Origin of the sequence: Glutamicibacter sp. AOP5-A2-18 (genome assembly GCF_052446055.1) — a bacterium.
Classification (GTDB): domain Bacteria; phylum Actinomycetota; class Actinomycetes; order Actinomycetales; family Micrococcaceae; genus Glutamicibacter.
Genome location: NZ_JBQSVW010000001.1, coordinates 1093642 through 1118867 on the forward strand (window position 1 = coordinate 1093642; position 25226 = coordinate 1118867).

The following is a 25226-nucleotide window of genomic DNA, read 5'->3' on the forward strand; positions in this document are numbered from 1 at the left end:
CCTTGCCAATCGACTTTGCGCCTCGGTAACCCAGCATTCACCTGACTAACTGCAGATTTGATTGCCTTTGCAAAGGATTACGAATGAGTGATGAAACGACTGACTCCCAACGCGCCACGTCGCGAAGTGGGGGTCCTCGGCACTATTCTGGAAAGCGAAGTACTTCTAAGGAGACCATGACTAACTCCGAGTCACACGAGCACGATTCGGCATCAATGGATGATGCCCAGATCCAGGCCGCTATCGACCGGATCCTCGAAGCTGATGAAGCCCAGAGTCCACAAATCCAGCACTTCGGCGAGGAAGATTCTTCAATCTTCTCCGGCCAGGCTACAGCGCTGAACCGTTTCTCTTCTGGCCTGTCCCAGTTCGATGGAAACCAAGACGATCTAGCTGAGCGACGCGCTCTGCGTCGTGTTGCCGGCCTGTCCACCGAATTGGAAGACGTTACCGAGGTTGAGTACCGTCAGCTGCGCCTAGAACGCGTAGTCCTTGCCGGTATTTGGAACGAAGGCACAGTTACTGATGCCGAAAACTCGCTGCGTGAACTAGCTGCGCTGGCTGAGACCGCTGGCTCTGAGGTTCTTGATGGCGTTGTTCAGCGACGCAGCAAGCCAGACCCTTCGACCTTCCTTGGATCAGGCAAGGCTGAAGAACTGCGCGGAATCGTTGCCTCAACCGGCGCTGATACCGTTGTTGTTGACGCCGAATTGGCACCATCCCAGCGCCGTGCGTTGGAGGATATCGTCAAGGTCAAAGTTATTGACCGCACCAGCTTGATCCTCGATATCTTTGCACAGCATGCGGCGTCCCGTGAGGGTAAAGCTCAAGTCGAGCTTGCTCAGCTTGAATATCTTCTGCCACGCCTTCGCGGTTGGGGTGAGTCGATGTCTCGTCAGGCGGGTGGCCGTGTTGGTGCTGCCGGTGGCGGTATCGGTTCGCGTGGACCTGGTGAAACCAAGATTGAAATGGATCGCCGTCGTATTCGCGACCGCATGGCCAAGCTACGCCGTGAAATCAAGGCGATGAAGCCGGCTCGTGAGGCCAAGCGCGCCAACCGAAAACGCAACGAAGTTCCGGCTGTAGCTATCGCTGGTTACACCAACGCCGGTAAATCCTCGTTGCTCAATCGCCTGACTAACGCTGGGGTTTTGGTGGAGAACGCCCTGTTCGCCACCTTGGATCCAACCGTGCGTCAGTCGTCCACAGAAGACGGTCTGACCTACACCTTGGCCGACACGGTCGGTTTTGTGTCGAACCTTCCAACACAGCTGGTGGAAGCCTTCCGCTCAACCTTGGAAGAAATCGCGGATTCGGATCTGATCTTGCACGTGGTTGACGCTGCGCATCCGGATCCCGAAGGACAGATTCAAGCGGTACGCACGGTGCTCGGCGAAGTTGACGCACTGAACATTCCTGAAGTTATTGTGCTGAACAAAGCCGATGTTGCTGACCCATTTGTCATTGAACGTATCCGTAACCGTGAATCGAACACTTCGGTGGTTTCGGCGCACACGGGTGAAGGAATTGAAGAGCTGCTTGAAAAGATCAGCGCCTTGATTCCACGACCCGGAATTCAGCTCGAAGTTCTTATTCCTTACAACCGTGGGGATTTGATCGCGAAGCTACACCAGAGTGAATCTGAAATTCTGGAAAGTGAACATTTAGATGATGGCACTCGGATGATCGTCAAGGTACGTGATTCCTTGGCTGCAGAGTTGGAGAACTTCAACATTCATGGATAAGCAAGAGCAGGCCCTGGAACTTCTCGAGGCCGCGGTCACTTCCATGGGTGGTGCCATGCGCAAGGGCCAACAGGAAATGGTCAAGCATGTGGTGACCGCCTTGGAAGATGAAGAACACTTGCTGGTGCAGGCCGGCACCGGAACGGGTAAGTCCATGGGCTACCTGATTCCGGCGCTGGCTCACGCGCAAACTAGCGCTAAGCCAGTGATTGTCTCCACCGCTACGCTGGCACTGCAGGCGCAGATTGTCGGTCGTGACGTGCCACGGTTACTCGAATCTCTCAAGGGCAAGCTCTCGCGTCCCATGGATGTCGCCCTGCTCAAGGGGCGCTCAAATTATCTGTGCCAATATAAACTCGGCGGCGGATACCCAGATGATGAAGGCACGCTGTTCACTATGGATGAGCCGGCCGTCCCTGCGGGCACGACCTACTCACCGCTAGCCAGCGAAGTCTTAAAGCTTCGTGAATGGGCTGATCGTACCGATACCGGTGACCGTGACGAACTGGTTCCTGGCGTCAGCGACAAGGCATGGAAACAGGTTTCAGTTTCAGCAATGGAATGCCTGGGATCTCAAAAGTGCCCCATGGCAGACGAATGCTTCTCCGAGATGGCTCGCGCGCGGGCATCTGAAGCAGACGTCGTGATTACCAACCACGCCTTGCTAGCCGTCTCAGCTTTCGAAGGCCTGTCGGTACTTCCAGACTTTGAAGTAGCAATCATTGACGAGGCCCACGAGCTTCAAGACCGAGTGACAAGCTCGGTCTCTGGAGCATTGTCGGCGCGTAGCGTAATGACAGCCGCAGGCGGTGCTAAACGCCATTGCGGAGTCAACGTAGATGAGATGGTCAAGGCTTCCAACCGGCTTGAAAAGTCTTTGACCGGAATTCCTACCGGCCTGCTAGAACAGGGTCTGCGTGAGGATATGGGCATTGCCCTCAACGACATTGTGGAGCAGGCCCGGCTCATTCTTGCATTGTCCAAACCGGAAGCCAATGCACCAGCAGATGGCGGACGGCAGACCGCTCGATCCCAGATGCAGGCAGTGATGGATGATGCCATCCGTATGCTTGAATCCGAAGAACGCCGAGAAGTCCTCTACACAACTCGACCACGCGAATTTGTGGAAGGCCGCGGATATGTTGAAGCTGACGATTCGCAACCGGCAACACTCAACGTGGCACCATTGTCGGTGGCGGGAAAGCTTCGAGAGGGGCTATTCGACGGCCGCACTGTAGTGCTGACCAGCGCAACACTGGCTATCGGTTCGCAGTTTGATGCGGTAGCGGGTTCCTTGGGATTGATGGGTGCAGGAGCTCCGACCTGGACCGGCGTTGACGTAGGTAGTCCATTTGACTACCCAAAGCAGGGCATTCTCTACGTTGCCAAGCACCTACCCAAGCCGGGCCGGCAGCTAGCCGCGGAGACCTTGGACGAAATCGAGGACCTGATCAAGGCCTCGGGCGGTGGCGCACTGGCGCTATTCACTTCCAAACGCTCAGCAGAGGAAGCTGCCAGCATCCTTCGGGAACGATTGGACGTGGAGATTCTGTGCCAGGGCGAAGCAAGCATGAAATCCTTGGTTGAACAGTTTGCAGCTGAACGCGACACCTGTCTCTTTGGCACGATGACCCTGTGGCAAGGTGTCGACGTACCCGGAGATTCCTGCCGACTCGTGATCATCGACAAGATTCCCTTCCCGCGTCCGGATGACCCGATTTCTAAAGCCCGCACCGAGGATGTTGCTAAACACGGCGGCAATGGCTTTATGCAGGTCTCAGCGACTCATGCTGCCATCCGGTTGGCGCAGGGTGCAGGACGACTCATTCGCTCTATCAATGACCGCGGAGTTGTGGCGGTTTTGGATTCACGCATGGCCACTGCACGCTATGGCAGCTTCTTGAAGGCCACGCTGCCACCGATGTGGCCCACCGTGGATAAGAAGGTTATTACCGGTGTCCTAGAGCGGCTCAAACCCGAAGAAGAGAAGTAGGCGTAAGCACCTACGGTGCGCCATCTAGATTCATTTACGCCAGATGCTAATGTCTGTGCCAAGTAGAGGAATCTTTATCTCCGGAAGGCACTATGGAGTCTTGGAAGACACTTGCCCGCACCGCCGCGCAAGACACCCACTCACGTTTTGGGCAACGTCTTCTTGGACTGCCCGGAACGTGGATTGGGCTGCCGTACAGCAAGGCGCACCAGCTTCGTGACGGCAGCATGCTCAGTGACCTCAACGGGATTTCGCATCCGCTACGCGAGTGGAATTACTGGTGGCAGGCTCATTACCTAGATGCCATCATCGACGACGGCTATGCCTACCTGGCTGACAATGACTTAGATGCAGCGCACCGGGAACTTCAGCGAGCCGTCGAGCTATTGCGGGGAATCCGGCTGCGGAACTTCGGTGTCTTCCCAAACTACTTTTTTGATGACATGGCTTGGCTAGCTTTGGCGAGCCAAAGATTACTTTCATTCTCACGTCGCCTTGATGGTCACAGCTCAGCTAATGCCAAACAGGCTGTCACCACTTTGAGAAAACAGCTCAACGGAGCCATTGACGATGTCCTAGATGGTGGAATGTATTGGTCCCGGAAGAAGGACTTCAAAAACGCGCCGGCTAACGCACCAGCCGCTCTATTTTTTGCCCGGAATGGTGAACGCGACCAATCACGGAAGCTACTTAGCTGGCTACGGGCAAGACTGTTTAGCAATGACAGCGGGCTGTACTTGGACGGGCTGCGGTTGGTGCCGGACGGGCACAGGATCGAGGACGCGCTCTACACCTATAACCAAGGGCCGGTTCTAGGCGCTTTGCTGGAGTTGGGATCAGATGCTGATTTAGAGCACTCAACAACGCTGATCCACGCCAGTGCACAATACTTGACCGACAGCACCGGTGCGCTTTCGCTGAACGGCGGTGGCGACGGCAACTTGTTTGCTGGAATCTTGGTCAGGTATCTGGCCCTGGCCGCTAATGATGTGCGCCTTGATGGCAGGACGCGGTCGACAGCACGCACGATGGTCGTGGCGACCGCCAACAGTTTGGTAGATCAGGAACCACGCAGGCTCTCGGCTGCAGTCCAGCGCTGGATGATATTCAGTGCAGCTGCTGCTTGTGAGTCCGACAGTCGAAATTGATTTAGCTAGACGATGTGGGGCAGATGCCAATGGCATCTGCCCCACATTGATCAGATCTCTATTTAGAGCGAACGCATTACCGAAACAACACGGCCCATGATCGTGGCCGCATCACCAAGAATAGGCTCGTAGCGGGAGTTCTGCGGCAACAGCCAAGTGTGACCGTCGCGCTGACGGAAAGTCTTTACAGTCGCTTCTTCGTCCAGTAAAGCGGCAACAATGTCGCCATTATCTGCAGTCTGCTGACGACGAACAACTACCCAGTCACCGTCGCAAATCGCAGCGTCGACCATTGAGTCGCCTGAAACCTTGAGCATGAACAGTTCTCCATGACCCACTAGCTGGCGTGGCAACGAGAAAACATCTTCCACGGACTGATCGGCAAGGATCGGACCACCTGCGGCAATTCGACCAACTAAAGGAACCATGGTGGTGTCGGCTGAAGTACTGAGCTCGATCACCATGGCATCGTCGGCAGCGGCAGTAGCGGGTACTTCCGTTGTCTGTGACTCGTCCTTATCGTCAGCCAACTGCAGCGGAAGAAGGATTTCCATTGCGCGGGGACGTCGAGGGTCGCGCCGAATGTATCCGAGCTTTTCGAGTTGGCTCAACTGATGAGTGACGCTAGACAAGCTCTTGAGGCCAACGGAGTCACCAATCTCACGCATCGATGGTGGATAGCCGTTCTTTCCGATAGACCGTTGGATCGTTTCCAGGATCTTCTTTTGGCGAATCGTCAGCGAACGGGCATTCGATCGCGGAGTGCGTTGTGAAGCTGACATGAGAGTTTGCCTTCCCTAGCAAGCAGTCGAAAGTTCGTGAGTCCAAACTGTCGGAGCTAGATGGTGTGATGTTTTCATTGCTCGTCTACTTCGAAATCTTAGTAGATAAGTTCCGTTCTTTCAAAGATTTGTTCGAAAACTTCTGGACAAGTTCGACAAAGCTCTGTTAGAACAGATGTACTAGTTTCGAACAAGTCTTCGAATCTAGATCATCGAACACAACTTCGCATCAAAACTATTTCTGAGGAGACATAGTCATGGCAACTGTCGCACTTGACTCAAACGAAACCCGTTCACCAATGAAGATCCGCATCAACCGCCGGGGCTGGGCCGTCCTTATCGGGATTCCAGTGTTCGTCTTAACTGTCGCCGCGGCCTTCTTCTTCTCGATGTTCGCGTCGGATGCTCACGCATCATCGGAAGTACCTGAGGGAGTTGAAACGGTAGACGTAACCGTCATCCCTGGCGATACGCTCTGGAGTCTGGCCAGCGAATACGCTGAAGGTTACGACGTCACCTCAGCCGTTAGTCACATCTCAGAAATGAACTCGCTTGATAGCACTCAGATTCATGTCGGCGACTCGCTGTCGATTCCAGTGCTTGCTGGCTAAAGGTAAAACGTGGTCAAGGGATTGTTACCTTGGCTCGTAGCGGATTCACTGCCCAAGCCCGTCCACACGTAGACTTATTGCGTGAATGACCGCAGTGAACTTTTGAGTCAGCTGCCCTTGCGTGAGAATCTCCGCGGGCTATCCCCATATGGCGCACCACAAATCGACGTGCCCATCCAGCTGAATGTCAACGAGAACACCCATCCATTGCCAACTACGGTCGTGGAAGCCATCGCACAAGAAGTCGCCAAAGCTGCGACAACTCTTAATCGATACCCTGATCGCGAATTCACCGAACTTCGTGAATTGCTGGCCGACTATCTTGGCCACGGATTAACTGCAGAGAACATGTGGGCCGCCAACGGTTCCAACGAGATTCTGCAACAAATTTTGCAAGCATTCGGTGGTCCGAACCGAAGCCTAATGAGCTTTGGCCCAACCTATTCCATGTACCCGTTGCTGGCCAGCGGTACTGACACCGCGTACATCGCAGGAGAACGGGCAGAAGACTTCACGCTCTCTGCGCAGTCCGCCGCCGAACAGGTTCGCAAAAACAAACCGAACATCGTTTTCCTTTGTTCCCCCAATAACCCAACCGGCACCGCTCTCGGGCTTGATGTCATCACCGAAGTGTACGACGCAATGAGCGAACACAATGGTGTAGTCATCGTCGATGAAGCGTACGCCGAGTTCTCCCTGGCAAGCACCAAATCAGCACTCACCTTGCTTGAAGGCCGACAGCGTCTGATCGTTTCGCGGACCATGTCCAAGGCCTTCGGTCTGGCTGGAGCCCGCGTGGGTTACCTAGCGGCAGCGCCAGAAGTAACCGATGCGATTCGTTTGGTTCGATTGCCTTATCACCTCTCGGCAGTCACCCAAGCAACGGCCATCGCGGCCCTGAAAAACATTGAATTGTTGCTTGCTCAGGTTGAGGACATCAAAACCCAGCGTGACCGAATTGTTGATCGTCTCAAGGCATTGGGTCTCAAACCCTCTGTCTCAGACTCCAACTTTGTCTTTTTTGGCGGGCTCGCTGATCCCCACTCCATCTGGGAGGGGTTGCTGGAAGCTGGCATCATCGTCCGCGACAATGGGATCCCGGGTACGCTGCGCGTAACTGCCGGAACCGAATCAGAAACTACAGCATTCTTGGATCGTCTCGCCGAACTGCTCGGCGCGGACAACTAATCAGGATCAAGCGAAGGAAGACATGTCTGCCGAATTGATTGGCGCACGTCGCGCCCGCATGGAACGCGTCACCAGCGAATCGTCGATTTTTGTTGAGCTAGATCTCGACGGAACTGGCGTTTCCGAGATCAGCACCTCTGTGCCGTTCTACGACCACATGCTTACGGCGTTGTCTAAGCATTCGCTGATCGATCTCACCGTGCGAGCCACGGGTGACACTCACATCGATGTGCACCACACCGTTGAAGACACCGCGATCACCATCGGTGAGGTTCTGCGTGTAGCCCTTGGTAATAAGGCGGGAATTCGTCGGTTCGGCACCTCGTACGCGCCACTAGATGAGGCGTTGTCTCGTTCAGTGGTCGACGTTTCCGGTCGTCCGTACCTGGTGCACTCCGGTGAACCAGCTGGTCAGGAATACCACCTTATTGGTGGTCACTTCACCGGATCGATGACTCGCCACGTATTTGAAGCCATCACATTCCACGCTCAGATTTGTGCACACATCGAGGTCCTCTCTGGCCGCGACCCGCACCACATCGTTGAAGCTCAGTTCAAGTCCTTTGCTCGTGCACTGCGAGAAGCAGTCGAACTTGATGAGCGCATGGGCGACAAGATTCCATCCACGAAGGGTGCCCTGTAAGTGGCAAAGAAAAATGTAGTAGTTCTCGACTACGGTTCGGGCAACGTCCGATCTGCAGTGCGTGCGCTCGAAGCTGCTGGGGCATCGGTTGAACTCACGGCGGATCCAAAGAAAATTGTTGCTGCTGACGGTCTAGTCGTTCCAGGCGTAGGTGCCTACGCATCGGTCATGGAACAACTCACCGCTACCGGATCGCTTCGCTGGATTGGTCGCCGCATTGCCGGAGGACAGCCAGTCTTGGGTATCTGCGTTGGCCACCAAGTGTTCTTTGAACAAGGCGTGGAGCACGGGGTGAAAACCGAGGGCATCGGCGAGTGGCCGGGAACTGTGGAGCGTCTGAAGTCCGATGTTATCCCGCACATGGGATGGAACACCGTACAGCCTCCAGAGGGAAGCAAGCTTTTTGCTGGCGTTGAAAACGAACGATTCTACTTTGTTCACTCATACGCAGTGCAGAAGTGGGAATTTGACGTTACTCAGCCTGCCATGACACCACCGCAGGTCACGTGGAGTACGCACGGAACTCCGTTCGTCGCTGCAGTCGAAAACGGTCCGCTGTCGGCCGTTCAGTTTCATCCCGAAAAGTCTGGCGACGCTGGAGCCCGACTGTTGCGCAACTGGTTGGATACCCTCTAAACATGTGGACTATCGTGCTTGGGTTCGTCGGTGCTTTCCTCGCAGGTGGCGCCATCTCCCTCAAAAGCCAAAAGGCCCATATCTCTTGGGTTATCGCACTCTGGGTACTCGCAGGCATGAGCATCATCGCCGCGTGGATACTGACCCTTTAGAACATTCGCTACTTCACTAAGGACATTATGAGCGAGCAACCAATCCTCGAACTTTTGCCTGCCGTAGACATCGCCGGAGGACAGGCCGTGCGCCTAGTTCAGGGCGAAGCGGGCTCCGAGACTGGCTATGGCGACCCGTTAGAAGCCGCACTTTCATGGCAGAACGCTGGAGCTGAGTGGCTCCACCTCGTTGATTTGGACGCGGCATTTGATCGTGGCAGCAACGTCGAGATTGTCCAGCGCATCGCACAGGAACTGAACATCAAAGTTGAGCTCTCCGGCGGTATCCGCGACGATGCGTCCTTGGACCGTGCGTTGGAGTTCGGTGCTACTCGCGTGAACCTTGGCACCGCGGCACTTGAAAACCCTGAATGGACCAAAAAGGCGATTGCTCGCCATGGCGACAAAATTGCTGTGGGCATGGACGTGCGAGGCACTACGCTTTCAGGCCACGGATGGACCAAAGACGGTGGCGATCTATGGGAAGTTCTGGCACGTTTGGAAGACGCAGGATGCGCCCGCTACGTCGTAACTGACGTAACCAAGGACGGCACCTTGCGCGGACCAAATGTTGAATTGCTTCGCGAGATTGCTACTAAGACCAATAAGCCTGTTGTAGCTTCCGGCGGAATCTCTTCGCTAGAGGATCTGCGGGTATTGCGCGAACTTGTTCCTGAGGGTATCGAAGGCGCAATTATGGGCAAGGCTTTGTACTCTGGTCAGTTCACGCTTCAAGAAGCGCTGGACGTTGCCGGTCGTCGCTAACGCGAGCTGATCTTCACTATTGACGGTTTGAAAGCCTAGGCTTTCAAACCGTCAATTTTTTGTTCTGAAATTGAACTCACTGCAGCTGGCCCGTTTGACGGTAACTAGCTAGCGAATTGGGCAATTATTGACTGACGTCATCGACAAGTGGTGTTCAAGCTCATGAATGAAGAATCAAAACTACCCTGCACCAACATCGATTCCCCAGATAGCATGGACTTATGAGCACGGAGCACAACGAATCAGCGCCTAAACGCCACCTGCCGGGACACATCGTCGCCGCGCTGGCGCAGGCCGGTTCACCCGTCGACTCGGCAGGTCAGAGTTGGGATGGACGCGACCTTAGCGGTGAGGGCAACCCGCTACATAACTTTGATAAAGACGACGGCAGCGCCGACGCAAAAGTCATGGCGGCACTCACTGAGCTACAAGCCGGTCGCGGCTCCGAGCTGGAAGTTCACAAAGCCATGGCTGCAGCCCGAGTGTTTGTTGCCGTTGTAGCTCAGCTAGGCGAAGAAGCTATGGGTGACCACGGCTTCGCCGCTGATAAAGAAGCCGACATGGCACTGGTGAAAATCAAAGCACCGGATGGTCGTATGGCGCTTCCAATTTTCACCACGGTGGAACGACTTCAGGCTTGGCATAAGGAAGCTCGTCCGGTGGCAGTATTTGCTCCCCGAGCAGCACTCTCAGCGGTCAGTGAAGATTGCCAACTACTAGTTCTAGACCCTGGTAGCGAATTTACCTTTGTCCTTCGACGACCCGGGGTCTGGAACCTAGCCAAACAGATCGAATGGATTCCGAGTTATCAGAATCAGCAGATCGCCAACCTAGTCCAAAACGCCACCGAAGGTTTCACGCAGTTGCAGGCAGTGAAGCTGGCGCCGGGCAGGGGAGTAGGCTCAAGAACCATGGACGGCCAAGTCGTTCTTGGCGGTGGTTCCGGACCAGAACTTAATTTACAGTTTGTTTTCGCACAGGGGACAAGCCCTAGCCAAGCGCAGGAAATTACCAGCGCAATTCAGGGACGACTGTCCCAAAACTCCGAATTCACCGAAGCGGTGGATTCTTTAGAACTTAGTTTGCACAGCGCGCCTAGCTAGACTCGGCGGGCTCCTTACCTAGCAAAGGAACACTTCGGGCATGAAAAGCTATTTGCAGATTTTGCGTCAGCCGCAGATTGCGCTGTTGTTGCTGATCGGCATGATTGCCCGACTTCCTCACTCGGCATTGAGCATGTTGTTGCTCTTGCACCTAGTAAATGACCTAGACCAGTCATGGGTATCAGCTGGCCTTGTCACCGCATTGATGACTGTTGGTATTGCTATCGGTGCGCCATGGCGTGGTGCTCGCGTTGACACCTGGGGCCTGCGCCGAGCCATGCTTCCCTCGGTGATCGTTGAGACCATCGTTTGGTGCACCGTACCGCACGTGCCGCTGGTCTGGGTTTATCCTTTGGCTTTCATCGGTGGCCTTTTCGCTCTGCCGGTATTCTCCGTGGTGCGTACAGCTCTGGGAATCATGACCACCGGAGAGCAACGTCGCACGGCCTTTGCTTTGGATGCCACCGCTACGGAACTCGTATTCATTGTTGGACCTGCCAGCGCAGGGATCGTCGCTACCCAGATCAGCAGCGTTATCGGACTGAGCGTTATTGGTGTTACCGCATCTCTAGCCGGTTTTGCCTTGATGATCCTGAATCCTCCAACACGAAGTGATGACCCGAAGGCCATAGCCTTGCGGTCTAACGCTCATGAAGAACGTCTCGGTGCGGAAGCCAGCTTTATCGCCGCAGCACCGATGGGTGTTCAAGAGGTTGAAGGCGAGCTGATCTTGGCCGGCTGGAAATCGGCGCGATCCCGCATCAAGAAACGTGGGCGGGCATTTAAAAGCCGGTTCAACTGGGTTAGCGCTTCGGTCCTGGCCGTATTCATTGCCTCGGCCGGTGCTGGCATGCTGTTGACCGGAACCGAAGTATCGATCGTCGCGGAGCTTGATGCATCAATGCAAAGCAACCGGTTGGGTCTGGTCTTCTTCTTCTGGTGCGGGGCCTCGCTGATCGGTGGACTCATCTACGGATCCATGAAGCGCGTTGTCTCGCCACTATTGCTCTTGCTGTTCATGGCGATCTTGACCATTCCCATGTACTTCGCGTGGGATACATGGTCCTTGGCTTTGCTCTCCGCTTTGCCAGGCTTCCTTTGCGCCCCGACATTGTCCGCTGCCTCAGAATGGCTCACGGATCTGGTGGCAGAAAAGCGCCGTGGCGAAGCCATGGGTTGGTATGGCTCTGCCATGACCGCCGGTACCGCTTTGGGCTCCCCGGTCACCGGACTATTTGTCGACAACGTCGGCCCTGATTACGCCTTTGTCGCCATTGGTGGCATGGCCGCCGTGGTTGTGCTCGTTGCGTTGGTTGCCCAGCAGATTCGTCGCCGGGTACGCCGTGCTCAGAAACGTCGTTGGGAAACCACCGTCTAATCGGCGGCATGACCGAAAGTTGTCAGCTCAGTCGTGAGTACATGTAGAGGTCCTTGGGTTCGCCGTTGATAATTTCCCAACCGCGAAGTAATCCCTCCCGTTCAAAGCCGCAGGCTTGCGCTGCGTGCCATGAAGCCAGATTCCACGGCTCTACATAAAGTTCGAGGCGATGAATGCCCGGATGCGCCAAACCCCAGATGCTGAGGGTTTCTAGTGCGCGAGTGATGATGCCACGGTCACGATGCTCCTTGGCGATCCAATACCCGATACTGGCCCGACCCCGGTCAGCGTTGCGTAGCCATAATCCAATCTGATCGACAACCAGATCAGATCCTGCATCGGCAATGGCGAAGGAATAGCCGGTTTTGTCGATGACCCGTTGGCGTTGACGCTGAATAAAGCTCAGAGCTTGTTCACGCGTTGATTCAAAGGCAAGCGTAGTGATGTGTGAAATGTACTGATCTGCTGAAGCTTGCTGAACCGCCACAACGTCGTTGTCCAAAAAGGGACGCAAACGAAAAGAGTTGGCATCGAGTGTTGGCTGTTCAAGGATCTTCATAATCCAACACTAGCGCTCACGCATTTGCAGGAAAGGCCGATTCGACGTGGCGGAGACAACAATGGGCCCGCTCCAAAGTGGAGTCGAGCCCATGATGTTAATCTCTTAAAAACTGCGAAAATTTCTTAGTTGACAGCGCCGGTGTACTTCTCGCCTGGACCCTTGCCGGGGGCATCTGGGATCAGTGAAGCTTCGCGGAATGCCAGCTGGAGGCTGCGCAGACCGTCGCGCAGAGGAGCTGCGTGCTGCGAGCCAATCTCCGGTGCGCCAGCGGTGACTAGGCCTGCAAGCGCGGTGATGAGCTTGCGTGCTTCGTCTAGATCTTTTAGTTCTTCGGCGTCTACGCCTTCAGCAAGGCCGCATTTAACTGCCGCCGCGCTCATCAGGTGAACAGCTGCGGTGGTGATGATTTCTACGGCCGGAACTTCGGCGATGTCGCGCACCTGCTGATCGACGAGGTGCTGATGCGAGTTGGTGTCTTCGGTACTCATACTGCTAAGCTTGTCACAGACCGACTCGATGCCGGTACTTCTCATGACGTTCAGTTAGCTCTGGACAAGAGATTCGTACTAGTATTGAGCCATGCAAGTGGAGGCCATCTCCCACCCGCTGTCGCCGTTTCTAGGCTTCCGGGTACTTCGGCAGGATCGCAGCAATGCAATCTGAAAACGCAGGCGCAAATATTTGCGCCTATCGTTATGTCGTTTCTCTTTTGGCCTTCGCCTGCAATCGCAGACGGGGGCCTTCTTCGTTTGCGGTCATGATTACGAATTTCAGGAGTGACACATCAGCGATCCACGCATTAATGAGCGCATTCGCGTGCCAGAGGTACGTCTCGTCGGCCCCAATGGTGAGCAGGTAGGCATCGTCCGCATCGAGGACGCGCTTCGTTTGGCTCATGAGTCCGATCTGGACTTGGTCGAGGTGGCACCCAACGCCAAGCCTCCAGTGTGCAAACTGATGGACTTTGGCAAGTACAAGTACGAAGCCGCTGTCAAGGCTCGTGAAGCTCGTAAGAACCAGACCAACACGATCTTGAAGGAAGTTCGCTTCCGTCTAAAGATCGATACTCACGACTACGAGACCAAGGTTGGGCATGCACTGCGCTTCCTGGGCGCTGGTGACAAGGTGAAAGCCATGATCCAGTTCCGCGGTCGTGAACAGCAGCGTCCAGAGATGGGTATCCGCTTGCTAGAAAAGTTTGCAGCAGACGTCGCTGAGGTCGGATTGATCGAATCCAGCCCACGCATCGATGGCCGAAATATGGTTATGGTTGTTGGTCCGCTGAAGAACAAGGCAGAGGCTCGCCGCGAACAGCAGCAGCAGCAGAAGTCCGGTGGCCGTGACTCGGCTAAGCGCAAGATCCGCACCGACGCTCCAGCTGAGACCGAGGGCCAGAACGTTGCCGCTTCAATGGATGACGAAGCCCGCGCCAAGTTGGAGCAGGCTCGTCAGGCAGCTGAAGGCGACGCCTAGCCAAGCCTGTTGGGCTTTCGAGCCCGTCACCGTTTATGGTGAAGGATCTTCCTTTTCGGAAGATCCAACTACAAGAGAACAACAGCGGTCACCTCAACGGGGCCCGCTTCGGATGATCCCCATTCGGTAATTTTGCCGGATGGAGCACGTTAGGAGAACGGCAGCTATGCCGAAGTTCAAGACTCACAGTGGCGCCAAGAAGCGCTTCAAGCTCACCGGTAGCGGTAAGCTCGCTCGCCAGCAGGCCAACCGTCGCCACTACCTGGAGCACAAGTCCTCGCGCGTTACTCGTCGCCTGGCTTCTGACCAGATCGTCGCTAAGGCCGATGTAAAGACCATCAAGCGGATGCTGGGCCTCTAAGCTCTCCCTTTCGCAACACGGGGAAGTTATAACCCCACCACCATAGATTTCTCCCACCTTGCATAGTGCAAGCACTGGGGAACCGACTTGAAGGAGTACACACGTGGCACGTGTGAAGCGGGCAGTAAACGCCCACAAGAAGCGTCGCGTCGTTCTGGAACGCGCAAAGGGTTACCGCGGTCAGCGTTCGCGCCTGTACCGTAAGGCTAAGGAGCAGTTGCTCCACTCGTTCGTTTACAGCTTCAACGACCGTCGTAAGCGTAAGGGTGACTTCCGTCGCCTGTGGATCCAGCGCATCAACGCTGCATCCCGCGCCAACGGCATGACCTACAACCGTCTGATCCAGGGCCTGAAGGCTGCTGAGATCGAGGTTGACCGTCGTATGCTCGCAGAGCTGGCTGTTTCGGACTCGAACGCTTTCGCTACCTTGGTAAAGCTTGCAAAGGAAGCTCTTCCAGCTGACGTCAACGCTCCACGCGGTGCTGCTGAAGTTGCTGCTCCAAAAGCTGCTAAGGCACCTAAGGCTGCAAAGGCTCCAAAGGCTGCTGCAAAGTCCACCGAGGGCGAAGGCGTATTCAAGGCTGTTGAAGGCCAGGATGCTCCAGAAGGCTTCGTAATCAAGGGCAACGCCGACTCGAACAAGTACCACGTTCCAGGTTCGACCTGGTACGAGCAGACTGAGGCAGAGTTCTGGTTCAACTCGATCGAAGCTGCTAAGGCTGCAGGCTTCGAACCAGCTGGTGGAGAATCCCGCCAGCAGATGAAGTAAATCTTTTCTCCCTTTGAGCTAAGGCTCAGGTAGGACAGATCACACCGATGGGTGGGTACCGCGTTTACGCGGAACCCACCCATTAGTGTTTCTACCGGTATTCTCGAGTAATGAGCAGTTTTTCCGCTGAAGTGATGACCAATCCGCGCGCCGAGAAAGTAAAGGCCGTGGCCCGCCTGGCCAACCGCAAGGGGCGTGAAGCTACCGGGGAGTTCCTCGTCGAAGGACCCCAAGCGGTGCGAGAAGCACTTAAGGCCCACGTTGAGGACGATAATCTCGTTCAGGCTGTCTATGTAGTGGGCGGTTTCCTTGAAAGCCACGAGGAGTTTGATCAGCTTCTTGATCAGGCCCAAGTACCTACCCGGATTGTCACCGGCGAGGTACTGCACGCCATGGCTGGTACCCAGACCCCACAGGGCATATTGGCCGTTGCCGCCATCGCGCAACCACAACTGAGTGAGGTGCTGGCCACTAAACCAAAACTCATCGCAGTTTTGTGCCGTGTGCAGGATCCAGGCAACGCCGGAACCGTACTTCGTGCTGCTGACGCAGCCGGAGCCGACGCGGTAATCCTGACCAAGGGCAGCGTAGATATCTACAACCCCAAAGCCGTACGATCCACCGTTGGTTCACTGTTCCACCTGCCGGTGCTGAACAACATCGAATTTGAGCACCTCGTTGAAGCCGCTAAGACTACCGGAAGCCAAGTGCTAGCAGCCGACGGTTATGGTGCCCTAGACCTGGATGCGTTGCAAGACGCCGCCGTCTTGCGTGCACACGGCACTGGCGCTGCCCCGGCAGCTGGTGAGCCAGCTTTGGAAGCACCAACCCTATGGCTCTTTGGCAATGAAGGTCAGGGCCTAGACGAGGGCGAAAAGCAGGCAGCAGATCACAGCATTGCTGTGCCACTCTACGGGGTCGCTGAATCCTTGAACGTTGGCACCGCAGCCACTGTTTGTTTGTATGCCTCGGCTCGTGCGCAGCATTCAGCCAAGCAGGACTAAGCATGGATAGAGCACAAAACCTGAAGCAAATTGTCGCCGTAGCCATCGTTGATGACCTGCACTCACCAACCAAACTATTAGCTGCTAGGCGCAATCGCCCCGAATCTTTGGCCGGACTATGGGAATTCCCTGGCGGCAAAGTGGAACCGGGGGAGAGCGAAATCGCAGCCGTGCACCGAGAACTGCACGAAGAGCTGGGCGTAAAGATCCAGCTTGGTGCTTTGATTCCCGGACCGCACGCCCAAGGTTGGCAACTGAACGATTCGGCGGCCATGCGCATGTGGTTCGCTCAGATTATCGAAGGTGATGCCCAGACTCTGGACGGTCACGACCAGCTGGCCTGGTTGGACCTAGATCAGAGCATGCAGCAGCTGGTCCCATGGATCCCTGCTGATGCCCCAATCGTCACGGCATGCCTAGCCCAGGCCCGTCGAGGGCCCGTTGGCTAAAGACGCGTAAGCTTGAATGAATGCCCATTGAGACATTGCAACAAACTACCAAAAAATTCTGAGGAGCCCTTTTCAGTGAAGAAAGTGTTCAGCGTTATCGCGCTGGTCTTTACCGCAGTCCTAGCCCTGTCCGGTTGCGTCAACATGAACGCAGAAATCAACGTTGTCGGTCAGGACAAGACCACCGGCGTTGTTGAAGTAACTATTAACAAGGAAAATCTTCAGGGCAAGAGCCTGGACGAAGTACTTGCTGCCACCGTGGACACCGCTGCCATGGAAAAAGAAATTGAAGGTCAGTGGACCTACAGCAAGGTCGAAGAGGGCGAGAACGTGGGCCTGCGCTTCGAAACCGACGGCACCAAGACTTACACCCAGTTGGCTGATGCCTTTAAAATCTTCGGCTTCCAGTTCGGCCTAGCCGACGACGGTAAAGAAGTTACCTTCTCCATGCCAGGGGACAAAGCCACCGTTGACCAAAACTTCACTGAAGCAAACTTGGAGGTAAATTTCCCCGGCGAAGTGACCTCTAACGGTCCAGGCGTTGTTCATGGCAAGGCCGTCACCTTTGACCTGGTCAAGGGCGCCGAGGTCTACCAGGCCACCGGCAAATTTGATCACAGCCTGCTGTACTCGCTGGTCTTTGGTGGCGCGTTGCTGGTCTTGAGCCTCATCTTCGTGGCGGTCTTCGCACCAAAGGGTGTCAAAGAGTCGCACTAAGCGAGCAAAAAACGCTTCGAGGTAAGGAGCTTCACGCCAAGGGCCCGTCATCGGTGAAACGATCACGGGCCCTTGGCAATAGAATGGAACCAAAGTGTTCTACGCGTAAGTACAAGATAAGAGTAAGGATCGATCGATCCCATGTCTGATCAGACAACTGGACAAGTTCCCGACGGGGAGTCAAATGTTCCGCATCCAACCGATGAAGCAGGAATTCAGCAGGCCGTTGAGGCTGCTCTAGCTGCCATCGAAGCTGCTGGAGACCTGAACGAACTCAAAGATGCCCGCCTTTCGCACACCGGCGAAAAGTCCGCACTATCGCTGGCTAACCGCCAGATCGGCAAGCTGGACAAGACGGAAAAGGCAATCGCAGGCAAGCTGGTAGGTTCAGCTCGCGGACGAGTCAACAAGGCCCTAGCTGCCCGCACCGTGGTGCTCGAAGAGGCCGAAGCTGAGCGCATCCTCGTTGAAGAGACCGTTGACGTTACCGCCGCACCGCGCCGCCGCTCGGTTGGCGCACGCCACCCGCTCTCGGTGCTCCAAGACCGTGTGTCCGACATCTTTGTTGGCATGGGCTGGGAAATCGCCGAAGGCCCCGAGGTTGAATCCGAGTGGTTCAACTTCGACGCGCTGAACTTCAAGCCGGATCACCCGGCCCGCGAAATGCAGGATACCTTCTTCATTGAGCCTGCCGACGCACACCTGGTGTTGCGTACCCACACGTCACCGGTACAGGTTCGCTCCATGCTCCAGCGTGAGGTGCCAGTGTACGTATTGTGCCCTGGACGCACCTTCCGCACCGATGAGCTGGATGCCACCCACACCCCGGTCTTCCACCAGTTTGAAGGTCTGGCCGTAGACAAGGGTCTGACCATGGCCGACTTGCGCGGCACCTTGGAGCACTTCGCTCGCCAGATGTTTGGCGAAGAAGCCCAGATCCGTCTGCGCCCAGCGTACTTCCCATTCACCGAGCCATCGGCCGAGCTGGACATCTGGCACCCAGGTGCCAAGGGTGGGCCACGCTGGATCGAATGGGGCGGTTGCGGCATGATCAACCCGAACGTATTGCGAGCTGCAGGCATTGACCCTGATCAGTACTCGGGCTTTGCCTTCGGCATGGGCATTGAGCGCACGCTCATGTTCCGTAACGATGTCCCGGACATGCACGACATGATCGAGGGCGACATCCGTTTCAGCCAGCACTTCGGGATGGAGATCTAAGTAATGCGTATTCCACTATCTTGGCTGCGCGAATATGCGCAGGTACCGGCCGACGCATCGGCCGAAGACATCATGGCGGACCTGGTAAAGGTTGGCCTTGAAGAAGAAGACGTGCACCGTCCCAGCGACGAGCTTTCGGGCCCGATCGTGGTTGGCCAGGTGCTCTCCTTGGAAAAGGAAGTTGCCTCCAACGGCAAGACCATCAACTGGTGCCAGGTCCGCGTGGTCCCAGAAGGTACCGAGCAGACCCTGACCGGTAAGGGCATCGACCCAACAGGTGTACAGGGCATCGTTTGCGGTGCGCACAACTTTGTGGAGGGCGACAAGGTAGTTGTCACCCTTCCCGGCGCTGTGCTGCCCGGTGACTTCAAGATTTCGCCACGCAAGACCTACGGCCACACCTCGGCTGGCATGATCGCTTCCTCGCGCGAACTGGGCATTGGTGATGACCACGACGGCATCATCGTGCTTTCCAACTACGGTCTTGACCCAGAAGTTGGCACCGACGCATTCGAGCTCTTCGGACTTGATGACCAGGCTGCTGAAATCAATGTGACCCCGGACCGTGGCTACTGCTTCTCCATTCGTGGTGTAGCCCGCGAATACGCACTGGCCACCGGCACTTCCTTCACCGATCCAACCACCACCGTGGTTGTTTCTGAAGCTAGCGCTGCGGGCCACGAAGTCACTTTGGCTGACGCTGCACCGATCTACAACGTTCCTGGCTGTAGCCGTTTTGTCACCCGCGAAGTCACCGGCATTAACCCGAGCTTGCCAACCCCACGCTGGATGGCTTCACGCCTACAGCTGGCTGGCATGCGTTCGATTTCGCTACCCGTAGACATCTCCAACTACGTCATGCTTGAACTCGGTGCACCACTGCACTTCTACGACGCTGACAAGCTCACCGGTGGTATCACCGTGCGCCGCGCCAACGCTGGCGAGAAGCTAACCACCTTGGACGACAAGGAGCGCGAGCTCTCCACCGAGGACCTGCTGATCACCGACGAGTCCGGAGCACTAGGCATTGCCGGTGTTATGGGGGGAGCGTCCACCGAAGTCTGGGGGACCACCAGCCGCGTGCTGATCGAGGCCGCTCACTTTGATGCGGTATCCATCGGCCGTTCACGTCGCCGTCACAAGCTACCTTCCGAGGCGTCCAAGCGCTTTGAACGCGGCGTAGATCCACACATCATGCAGGTTGCAGCACAGCGTGCGGTCAACTTGTTGGTGGAGCTAGCTGGCGGTACCGAAACCACCAACATCACCGACGCTGGCGCGCAGCCAGCCGATGTGCAGATTCAGTTGCCTGCTGGTTTTGCCGGCGCACTGATTGGTGTTGACTACACCGACGAGCAGACCGTTGCTGCCCTAGAGGGCATCGGTGCAAGCGTTGAGCAGAACAGTGCTGGCTTCTTAGTCACCGCTCCAAGCTGGCGCCCAGACCTGGCCATCAAGGAAGACCTGGTTGAAGAAGTAGCCCGAGTAGTTGGCTACGACAAGATTCCAGCAACCTTGCCAGTGGCGCCTCCGGGCCGTGGATTGACTCGTGCACAGTCGCAGCGTCGTCGCCTGCTTCAGGGCTTGGCTGACGCCGGACTGACCGAGATTCTGTCCTACCCGTTTGTCTCCGAGTCGCAGAACAACACCTTCGGTGCTGCGCAGGCTGGGACCCAGGTCAAGGCCATCTCGTTGGCTAACCCGATCTCCAAGGAATTCCGATTCCTTCGCACCAGCTTGCTACCAGGACTGCTGGAAACCGCACGCCGCAACATTGGCCGTGGCTTCCGCGATCTGGCCTTGTACGAGGGCGGTCTGGTGTTCTTGCCAGGAGCGCAGCTCGGTTCCTCGGTACTTCCACCGTTGGGCGTCAAGCCTAGTGATGAAGTACTGGCCGAATTGTTCAATGGTGTACCTAACCAGCCATGGCACTTGGCTGCAGTCTTCACCGGTAACGAGGCTTCGGCTGCGGCCGGCTTCGCGCCACGTGCGTGGGATTGGGCTGACGCACTGGACGCGGCCCACACCGTGGCAGAAATCCTCGGCGTAGAGCTCGAAGTTGCTCAGGGAAATCACCAAGCATTCCACCCGGGCCGTGCCGCAACCTTGAAGGTTGCCGGCGAAGTTGTTGGTTACGCAGGTGAATTGCACCCACAGCTGCTCAAGGATTCGGACCTGCCAGCACGCACCGTGGCTATGGAACTGAACGCCGCAGCACTGATGGAGGCAACTCCTGCTGTGGTAGTTGCGCCGCAGCTTTCCACTCAGCCGCTGGCTACTCAAGACGTCGCCTTGGTCGTTGACCAGGACGTCGTTGCCGGAGACGTACTAGCTGCACTGCGCGAAGGCGCAGGGGAGCTGCTTGAAGATGTTGCACTCTTCGACGTCTACCAGGGCAAGGGTATTGAAGAAGGCAAGAAGTCTTTGGCTTTCGGTCTTCGCTTCCGAGCTACTGATCGCACCCTGACTGCTGATGAAGCTTCAGAGGCGCGGGCCGCCGCCGTCGCAGTGGCAGCAGACAAGTTTGGTGCTACTCAGCGCTAACGCAGGTTTGCCGATGCCCCGGCGTTTGTTTCGATTTTTTTATCTGAGCAAGCACCGGGGCATTCTTGTGCGCAACCGCGCCCGAAAGTGGCGACTACAATTAATCTTGAGAAAGCTCTAAAGGGCTACGAGATGCAAAGGTGGAGTGACCGGCAGTGAAGGGTCTACGTTCTTGTGGTGCGGTACTTCTAATTTTATTTCTTGGAATGCTCGCCATTGCTGCACTAATCGCTGCTGGCTGGGGTGTTGTAGTCTTCATCGAACGCGGCGCCGGGGCACACCTCAAAGATGAACCGACACCTAGTTACCAACCAACGGACGAGCCTGTTGATCCATTGCGTCCAACCAGTGGAACCATGGCGCCTTAACTATTTGATGGCGGCCACTAAACGACGCTTTGTCGCATCGTAATTAGCTCTGCAGTGTCTTCTTGGACCACGAACCCAAGGCGTTGTAGTACCTTGAGCGACGCTTTGTTTTCCGGCATCACGCGCGCCATCAGCTGGCTAAAGCCCACCGCATTTAGCGCTTTGATACCTAGTGCTACGATCGCTTTCGCCAATCCCTGACCCCAAAATTCTGGGGCAATCCAATAACCGATTTCGGTTGCCTGCTCGCGCTGCACGGCAGTAAACAACCCGACCCTAATACCGTCTCTTCGAGCGACAAACCAAGAGATTTCAGGACTGTTTATCGCATCCTCAATACGTTGCCCCGTGTATTGATCGCTCCATGGCTGACCGTCACCGATGTAGGCAGTAATCCTCTTATCGGCAGCCAATTGCGCGATAAAATCTGCGTCGGCTTCGGTCAGAGCGGTCAGCACAATAGATGGATCCATAGGCTCAGCCTAGGACATCTGCATTCGCGGATTCTAATGTTGCTTATTAGATGGTTGCTTATTAAACACTGCAGGGAACGATCATCAGATCGTTCCCTGCAGTATCAGAAAATATTTACTTTGCTCCGCCAGCGGTGACCGGTGGCAGATCCGACCATGGGAAAGTGATCCACTTGTCGGTGCGGCGCCATTCGTAGTCTGGAACCATGATGGTGCGTGGCTTGGTGTAGAGGCAAACGGTCTTGACCTCTGCGCCCCAAGCGGAAACCAACTCGACAACCTTTTCCAGGGTGCGGCCCGAATCCGAGACGTCATCAACGATCAGGATCTTCTTGTCACGCAGGTGACCGTCATCCAGCATTGGAGGCAGAACTACTGGCTCTGGCAAAACGGTGCCGATGCCGGTGTAGAACTCGACGTTGAGGGCGCCGCAGGCCTTGACACCCAGCGCGTAGGAGATCGATCCGGCCAAGAGCAGACCGCCACGTGCAACAGCCAAAACGATGTCTGGCTCAAAGCCACTATCGACAACGGTCTGTGCAAGTTCGCGGGAGGCTGCGCCGAAGGTATCCCAAGTAAGGATCTCGCGTTCCGGCTCTGAAAGGACGGATGCGCCTGAATCATCAATGCTAGTCATTCTGTAATATTAGCGCCGAATTCGGGGCAATGTTGCACGGTTCAAACCAATCGTTCACTTTTTCCTCCCAAGCCCGGAGGATTCTTATCCGCTGATTAGGCGTGAATAGGTATGCAATGGACCTGCTTGAGGAATCCATCACTTTTCGGGAAACCGGGGTTGGAACGAACACGTTGTGACCCTAATGCGCCAAAAGCAGCCTTAAGGATGATCGGTGCCACATTCTGACTCGCTAGGATAGGGGAAAGGCCATCGACCGGAGATAACCCGGAAACCCGATGAAGGAGACGCGACATGGGCCCACGAACTTGGAACATTTCACTAGTCGGTGCCGTAACGGTGCTCTCCTTGGGGCTGATCGGAGTCCTGCCTGCCGCGCAAGCGGCCAACTCAGTGCAAGTCGCAGCCGGGCAGAACCTAGAATCGGTCACCATCGATGACTCCACGGGAAAACTTAATAAGCAGCGGCTGCGCGACGCCTTGGAAGACCTCGATTTTAATGAGCCAACAGACGTTGCAATTTATGCCCGCAACGGCGAATACTCCGATGACATCAACACCAAAACTCTTGATTACGCTAAGTCATCACATCCGGAATGGATATCTGACAAGCCTGAAGACTACGGCGACTACTGGGCCGACGGACTATTGATCATCACCCTGTCCATCGAAGGACCGGGAGATGGACAGATCGGAACGTACTTCGGCGAAGACCGTAAAGTCTCCGAGAGCGCCATAGAGAGCATCCATGAAGCTGGCTACGATGACTTTAATCTTTCCCGTTGGACTGACGGCGTCATCGCTGTCGCCGACCAAGCATCCGTGATCATGAATCGCCCCTGGTACCAGCACCCGGCCTTATGGATCACCAGTGGTGTCGGTGGATTTGTCGCTCTCATCGTGGGTGGCTTTGCACTGCATACCCGGTCCACACGACGAGAAACTTTTGCAGAAGAACTGCAACAAGGATCCGTGCATCTGACCAACGTCACCATGGACTTAGAAGAAACCGAATTGGCGGCCCGTACACTGCCGTCCACTTCAGCGCACGCCTCCGAGCTGGAACAGCGTTTCAGCAAGTTCATGACCAAATACCGTGCCTGCTTCGAAGCCCAGCAGTCGCTAGAAAGTTCAAACAAAAAGGAACGTTCCAGCGCCGAAGGTGTTCGCCTTACTAAGGAGTTCCGGGAGTCAGCGCAGTCCCTGGATCTGACCGATGACGCCATCATCGCTGCGTCTGCGCTCTATACTCGTTCGGCCTCCTGGCAAGACGCATGGCATGCACAGATCAAGCCGCTGGAAGATGACCTGGAGGAGATCAAGGGATTGGTCCATGATCTCGAACCAGAGCTGCAGAGCAGTGCAGCCGCGTTGACTTCCTACCGGGAAATAGCAATCACCAAACTCAACGAGCTGTCGGCACAGCTGACGCAAGAATCAATCACCGTGGATCAAGCGCTCGATGGATTATCTGCATTGCGTGCCGAGCTGAGCGAAAAGTTGGATGTCTTCGCTCAAGCGCAAATCGAAGTGTATGCACAAAACGCAGAAGAGAAGGCCGATATGCAATCGGCGCTTAAGAAATCCCGATATGAAACCGGCGCGTATTCGGGTCGCTCGGGCACCATCTTGGACGTGCTGAATCCCGCTACGATGTATTGGCGCGTGGGTAGTTATAACCACGGATATTCCACGGGCGTCAGTGCAGTGACTGCCTCGCGTGAAGCAGCGAGTTCCTCTGGGGGAGTGTCGGGCGGATACTCTGGTGGCGGAAGCTTCTCCGGTTCGGGTGGGTCTTCCCACTTCTAATGAAAGGCAACGATATCTTCGCATCGCTCTTGCCGTCTTCGGTGCACGTAGTTCAGTCCCGTACCGAGTTGGAGGATACCGAATCCTATGGAGAAGAAGAACGGTATATCGCCAATGCGGTGCCTGAACGACAGCATGAATTTCGTACCGTCCGGGTCTGCGCTCGCCGAGCGTTGGGGCAACTGGGTCATGCGGGTATTGCCTTGGTTCCCGATGAAAAACGGGCACCGGTTTGGCCCGCTGGCGTTGTGGGGAGCATGACCCATTGTGTTGGCTTTCGGGCAGCCGCAGTAGCCTCCACCAACGATATTCGCGGTCTTGGCATCGACGCCGAATTACATGCTTCACTGCCTGCCGAAACCCTCGACATCATTTTGCTTCCCGAAGAACAGCGGATGGTTGGCGAGCTAAATTCGCGCTATCCGGAAACGGCCTGGGATCGGCTGATTTTCAGTGCCAAGGAAAGTGTCTTCAAAGCATGGTTCCCGCTGACTAGGCAGTGGCTGGATTTCTTGGAATGCCGGATTATCCTTGATGCGCAGGCCCACAGTTTCGACGCTGAAATTCAGGCCAAAGGATCGGTTGCCGCAGAGCATGATCTCACGGTGATGAATGGGCGCTGGATAGCAGAAGGCCCCAGCGGCCGAGGGCTGCTGGGGACCTGCATTACCGTTCCGCTAGCGGCGGTGTGCTAG

27 protein-coding genes are annotated in these 25226 nt (G+C 55.8%); 22 read left to right on the forward strand and 5 right to left on the reverse strand.

The features are described 5' to 3' along the window. The first annotated feature begins 176 nt into the window (after positions 1–176). From hflX to ACT3RW_RS05290, 3 genes are all read left to right on the forward strand, one after another. The gene (hflX, locus tag ACT3RW_RS05280; RefSeq protein ID WP_444613061.1) at positions 177–1745 is read left to right on the forward strand and encodes a GTPase HflX; all 1569 of its coding nucleotides are present in this window, start codon (positions 177–179) and stop codon (positions 1743–1745) included. Further along, positions 1738–3738, forward strand: a complete 2001-nt coding sequence (locus ACT3RW_RS05285) for an ATP-dependent DNA helicase (RefSeq protein ID WP_444613062.1) — start codon at positions 1738–1740, stop codon at positions 3736–3738. The genes hflX and ACT3RW_RS05285 overlap by 8 nt, the downstream gene beginning before the upstream one ends. 92 nt (positions 3739–3830) lie before the next feature. Then, positions 3831–4886, forward strand: a complete 1056-nt coding sequence (locus tag ACT3RW_RS05290; protein ID WP_444613063.1) for a glycoside hydrolase family 76 protein — start codon at positions 3831–3833, stop codon at positions 4884–4886. A gap of 62 nt (positions 4887–4948) precedes the next feature. On the opposite strand, the gene lexA is transcribed toward ACT3RW_RS05290, so the two are convergent. Further along, positions 4949–5668, reverse strand: coding sequence for a transcriptional repressor LexA (gene lexA, locus ACT3RW_RS05295; protein ID WP_131089917.1), 720 nt, complete (start codon positions 5666–5668; stop codon positions 4949–4951). 257 nt (positions 5669–5925) lie between these two features. On the opposite strand from lexA, the gene ACT3RW_RS05300 reads away from it, so the two are divergent. The 8 genes from ACT3RW_RS05300 to ACT3RW_RS05335 all read left to right on the forward strand — a co-directional run bounded on the left by ACT3RW_RS05300 (position 5926) and on the right by ACT3RW_RS05335 (position 12144). Next, positions 5926–6279: a LysM peptidoglycan-binding domain-containing protein gene (locus ACT3RW_RS05300; RefSeq protein WP_444613064.1), complete on the forward strand. Its 354-nt coding sequence runs from the start codon at positions 5926–5928 to the stop codon at positions 6277–6279. A gap of 81 nt (positions 6280–6360) precedes the next feature. Continuing rightward, positions 6361–7467 (forward strand): histidinol-phosphate transaminase, encoded by a 1107-nt coding sequence (locus ACT3RW_RS05305; protein WP_444613065.1) that lies wholly within the window; start codon positions 6361–6363, stop codon positions 7465–7467. Positions 7468–7489: 22 nt separating this feature from the next. Then, positions 7490–8110: an imidazoleglycerol-phosphate dehydratase HisB gene (gene hisB, locus ACT3RW_RS05310; RefSeq protein ID WP_262198073.1), complete on the forward strand. Its 621-nt coding sequence runs from the start codon at positions 7490–7492 to the stop codon at positions 8108–8110. After that, on the forward strand, positions 8111–8746 hold the full coding sequence (gene hisH / locus ACT3RW_RS05315; RefSeq protein ID WP_131089913.1) for an imidazole glycerol phosphate synthase subunit HisH: 636 nt from the start codon (positions 8111–8113) through the stop codon (positions 8744–8746). It begins immediately after the preceding gene. Between the two features lie 2 nt (positions 8747–8748). Continuing rightward, positions 8749–8898: a hypothetical protein gene (locus ACT3RW_RS05320; protein ID WP_165477352.1), complete on the forward strand. Its 150-nt coding sequence runs from the start codon at positions 8749–8751 to the stop codon at positions 8896–8898. Positions 8899–8925: 27 nt separating this feature from the next. Beyond that, positions 8926–9663 (forward strand): bifunctional 1-(5-phosphoribosyl)-5-((5-phosphoribosylamino)methylideneamino)imidazole-4-carboxamide isomerase/phosphoribosylanthranilate isomerase PriA, encoded by a 738-nt coding sequence (gene priA, locus ACT3RW_RS05325; RefSeq protein ID WP_131089912.1) that lies wholly within the window; start codon positions 8926–8928, stop codon positions 9661–9663. A 221-nt stretch (positions 9664–9884) separates the two neighbouring features. Beyond that, positions 9885–10766, forward strand: coding sequence for an SseB family protein (locus tag ACT3RW_RS05330; RefSeq protein WP_444613066.1), 882 nt, complete (start codon positions 9885–9887; stop codon positions 10764–10766). A 40-nt stretch (positions 10767–10806) separates the two neighbouring features. After that, positions 10807–12144 carry an MFS transporter gene (locus ACT3RW_RS05335; protein WP_444613067.1) on the forward strand — a complete coding sequence of 446 codons (1338 nt, stop codon included), beginning with the start codon at positions 10807–10809 and terminating at the stop codon, positions 12142–12144. Between the two features lie 22 nt (positions 12145–12166). Here the strand turns inward: ACT3RW_RS05335 and ACT3RW_RS05340 are convergent, their stop codons facing one another. Next, entirely contained in the window at positions 12167–12703 is a 537-nt protein-coding gene (locus ACT3RW_RS05340; protein ID WP_444613068.1) for a GNAT family N-acetyltransferase, read from the reverse strand. A 125-nt stretch (positions 12704–12828) separates the two neighbouring features. Next, positions 12829–13194: a DUF1844 domain-containing protein gene (locus ACT3RW_RS05345; RefSeq protein ID WP_444613069.1), complete on the reverse strand. Its 366-nt coding sequence runs from the start codon at positions 13192–13194 to the stop codon at positions 12829–12831. A gap of 328 nt (positions 13195–13522) precedes the next feature. Here ACT3RW_RS05345 and infC point away from each other — a divergent pair, with 328 nt between their 5' ends. From infC to ACT3RW_RS05390, 9 genes are all read left to right on the forward strand, one after another. Further along, the gene (gene infC / locus ACT3RW_RS05350) at positions 13523–14179 is read left to right on the forward strand and encodes a translation initiation factor IF-3 (RefSeq protein ID WP_242632564.1); all 657 of its coding nucleotides are present in this window, start codon (positions 13523–13525) and stop codon (positions 14177–14179) included. A 166-nt stretch (positions 14180–14345) separates the two neighbouring features. After that, complete coding sequence (gene rpmI, locus ACT3RW_RS05355; protein WP_013348480.1) at positions 14346–14540, forward strand: 50S ribosomal protein L35; 195 nt, start codon at positions 14346–14348, stop codon at positions 14538–14540. Positions 14541–14643: 103 nt separating this feature from the next. Further along, positions 14644–15309, forward strand: a complete 666-nt coding sequence (gene rplT / locus ACT3RW_RS05360; RefSeq protein ID WP_131089906.1) for a 50S ribosomal protein L20, sunset domain variant — start codon at positions 14644–14646, stop codon at positions 15307–15309. Between the two features lie 110 nt (positions 15310–15419). Continuing rightward, positions 15420–16313: a TrmH family RNA methyltransferase gene (locus ACT3RW_RS05365; RefSeq protein ID WP_444613070.1), complete on the forward strand. Its 894-nt coding sequence runs from the start codon at positions 15420–15422 to the stop codon at positions 16311–16313. A gap of 2 nt (positions 16314–16315) precedes the next feature. After that, entirely contained in the window at positions 16316–16762 is a 447-nt protein-coding gene (locus tag ACT3RW_RS05370; RefSeq protein WP_131089904.1) for a (deoxy)nucleoside triphosphate pyrophosphohydrolase, read from the forward strand. A gap of 75 nt (positions 16763–16837) precedes the next feature. Further along, the gene (locus ACT3RW_RS05375; RefSeq protein ID WP_444613071.1) at positions 16838–17479 is read left to right on the forward strand and encodes an LppM family (lipo)protein; all 642 of its coding nucleotides are present in this window, start codon (positions 16838–16840) and stop codon (positions 17477–17479) included. A gap of 141 nt (positions 17480–17620) precedes the next feature. Beyond that, on the forward strand, positions 17621–18700 hold the full coding sequence (locus ACT3RW_RS05380) for a phenylalanine--tRNA ligase subunit alpha (protein WP_444613072.1): 1080 nt from the start codon (positions 17621–17623) through the stop codon (positions 18698–18700). A 3-nt stretch (positions 18701–18703) separates the two neighbouring features. After that, positions 18704–21244 (forward strand): phenylalanine--tRNA ligase subunit beta, encoded by a 2541-nt coding sequence (gene pheT, locus ACT3RW_RS05385; protein WP_444613073.1) that lies wholly within the window; start codon positions 18704–18706, stop codon positions 21242–21244. 206 nt (positions 21245–21450) lie between these two features. Then, positions 21451–21612 carry a hypothetical protein gene (locus tag ACT3RW_RS05390; protein WP_165477351.1) on the forward strand — a complete coding sequence of 54 codons (162 nt, stop codon included), beginning with the start codon at positions 21451–21453 and terminating at the stop codon, positions 21610–21612. Positions 21613–21629: 17 nt separating this feature from the next. Here ACT3RW_RS05390 and ACT3RW_RS05395 read toward each other — a convergent pair whose 3' ends face one another. Beyond that, on the reverse strand, positions 21630–22085 hold the full coding sequence (locus tag ACT3RW_RS05395; RefSeq protein WP_131089900.1) for a GNAT family N-acetyltransferase: 456 nt from the start codon (positions 22083–22085) through the stop codon (positions 21630–21632). 115 nt (positions 22086–22200) lie between these two features. Continuing rightward, entirely contained in the window at positions 22201–22722 is a 522-nt protein-coding gene (locus ACT3RW_RS05400) for a phosphoribosyltransferase (protein WP_131089899.1), read from the reverse strand. A 294-nt stretch (positions 22723–23016) separates the two neighbouring features. Here ACT3RW_RS05400 and ACT3RW_RS05405 point away from each other — a divergent pair, with 294 nt between their 5' ends. Both ACT3RW_RS05405 and ACT3RW_RS05410 read left to right on the forward strand, forming a co-directional pair. Continuing rightward, positions 23017–24531 carry a DUF5129 domain-containing protein gene (locus ACT3RW_RS05405; protein ID WP_444613074.1) on the forward strand — a complete coding sequence of 505 codons (1515 nt, stop codon included), beginning with the start codon at positions 23017–23019 and terminating at the stop codon, positions 24529–24531. Then, on the forward strand, positions 24531–25226 hold the full coding sequence (locus tag ACT3RW_RS05410) for a 4'-phosphopantetheinyl transferase family protein (RefSeq protein ID WP_444613075.1): 696 nt from the start codon (positions 24531–24533) through the stop codon (positions 25224–25226). Before ACT3RW_RS05405 ends, ACT3RW_RS05410 begins: the two co-directional genes overlap by 1 nt.

What these genes read in the sequence shown, in the direction of transcription:
- ACT3RW_RS05410 (WP_444613075.1), top strand. Translation starts at nt 24,531, where the DNA reads ATGAAAGGCAACGATATCTTCGCATCGCTCTTGCCGTCTTCGGTGCAC.
- ACT3RW_RS05370 (WP_131089904.1), top strand. Translation starts at nt 16,316, where the DNA reads ATGGATAGAGCACAAAACCTGAAGCAAATTGTCGCCGTAGCCATCGTT.
- ACT3RW_RS05320 (WP_165477352.1), top strand. Translation starts at nt 8,749, where the DNA reads ATGTGGACTATCGTGCTTGGGTTCGTCGGTGCTTTCCTCGCAGGTGGC.
- hisB (WP_262198073.1), top strand. Translation starts at nt 7,490, where the DNA reads ATGTCTGCCGAATTGATTGGCGCACGTCGCGCCCGCATGGAACGCGTC.
- ACT3RW_RS05290 (WP_444613063.1), top strand. Translation starts at nt 3,831, where the DNA reads ATGGAGTCTTGGAAGACACTTGCCCGCACCGCCGCGCAAGACACCCAC.
- ACT3RW_RS05300 (WP_444613064.1), top strand. Translation starts at nt 5,926, where the DNA reads ATGGCAACTGTCGCACTTGACTCAAACGAAACCCGTTCACCAATGAAG.
- hflX (WP_444613061.1), top strand. Translation starts at nt 177, where the DNA reads ATGACTAACTCCGAGTCACACGAGCACGATTCGGCATCAATGGATGAT.
- ACT3RW_RS05380 (WP_444613072.1), top strand. Translation starts at nt 17,621, where the DNA reads ATGTCTGATCAGACAACTGGACAAGTTCCCGACGGGGAGTCAAATGTT.
- ACT3RW_RS05400 (WP_131089899.1), bottom strand. Translation starts at nt 22,722, where the DNA reads ATGACTAGCATTGATGATTCAGGCGCATCCGTCCTTTCAGAGCCGGAA.
- ACT3RW_RS05285 (WP_444613062.1), top strand. Translation starts at nt 1,738, where the DNA reads ATGGATAAGCAAGAGCAGGCCCTGGAACTTCTCGAGGCCGCGGTCACT.
- ACT3RW_RS05390 (WP_165477351.1), top strand. Translation starts at nt 21,451, where the DNA reads ATGCTCGCCATTGCTGCACTAATCGCTGCTGGCTGGGGTGTTGTAGTC.
- lexA (WP_131089917.1), bottom strand. Translation starts at nt 5,668, where the DNA reads ATGTCAGCTTCACAACGCACTCCGCGATCGAATGCCCGTTCGCTGACG.
- rpmI (WP_013348480.1), top strand. Translation starts at nt 14,346, where the DNA reads ATGCCGAAGTTCAAGACTCACAGTGGCGCCAAGAAGCGCTTCAAGCTC.
- ACT3RW_RS05395 (WP_131089900.1), bottom strand. Translation starts at nt 22,085, where the DNA reads ATGGATCCATCTATTGTGCTGACCGCTCTGACCGAAGCCGACGCAGAT.
- ACT3RW_RS05335 (WP_444613067.1), top strand. Translation starts at nt 10,807, where the DNA reads ATGAAAAGCTATTTGCAGATTTTGCGTCAGCCGCAGATTGCGCTGTTG.
- priA (WP_131089912.1), top strand. Translation starts at nt 8,926, where the DNA reads ATGAGCGAGCAACCAATCCTCGAACTTTTGCCTGCCGTAGACATCGCC.
- ACT3RW_RS05365 (WP_444613070.1), top strand. Translation starts at nt 15,420, where the DNA reads ATGAGCAGTTTTTCCGCTGAAGTGATGACCAATCCGCGCGCCGAGAAA.
- ACT3RW_RS05330 (WP_444613066.1), top strand. Translation starts at nt 9,885, where the DNA reads ATGAGCACGGAGCACAACGAATCAGCGCCTAAACGCCACCTGCCGGGA.
- pheT (WP_444613073.1), top strand. Translation starts at nt 18,704, where the DNA reads ATGCGTATTCCACTATCTTGGCTGCGCGAATATGCGCAGGTACCGGCC.
- ACT3RW_RS05340 (WP_444613068.1), bottom strand. Translation starts at nt 12,703, where the DNA reads ATGAAGATCCTTGAACAGCCAACACTCGATGCCAACTCTTTTCGTTTG.
- ACT3RW_RS05405 (WP_444613074.1), top strand. Translation starts at nt 23,017, where the DNA reads ATGGGCCCACGAACTTGGAACATTTCACTAGTCGGTGCCGTAACGGTG.
- ACT3RW_RS05345 (WP_444613069.1), bottom strand. Translation starts at nt 13,194, where the DNA reads ATGAGTACCGAAGACACCAACTCGCATCAGCACCTCGTCGATCAGCAG.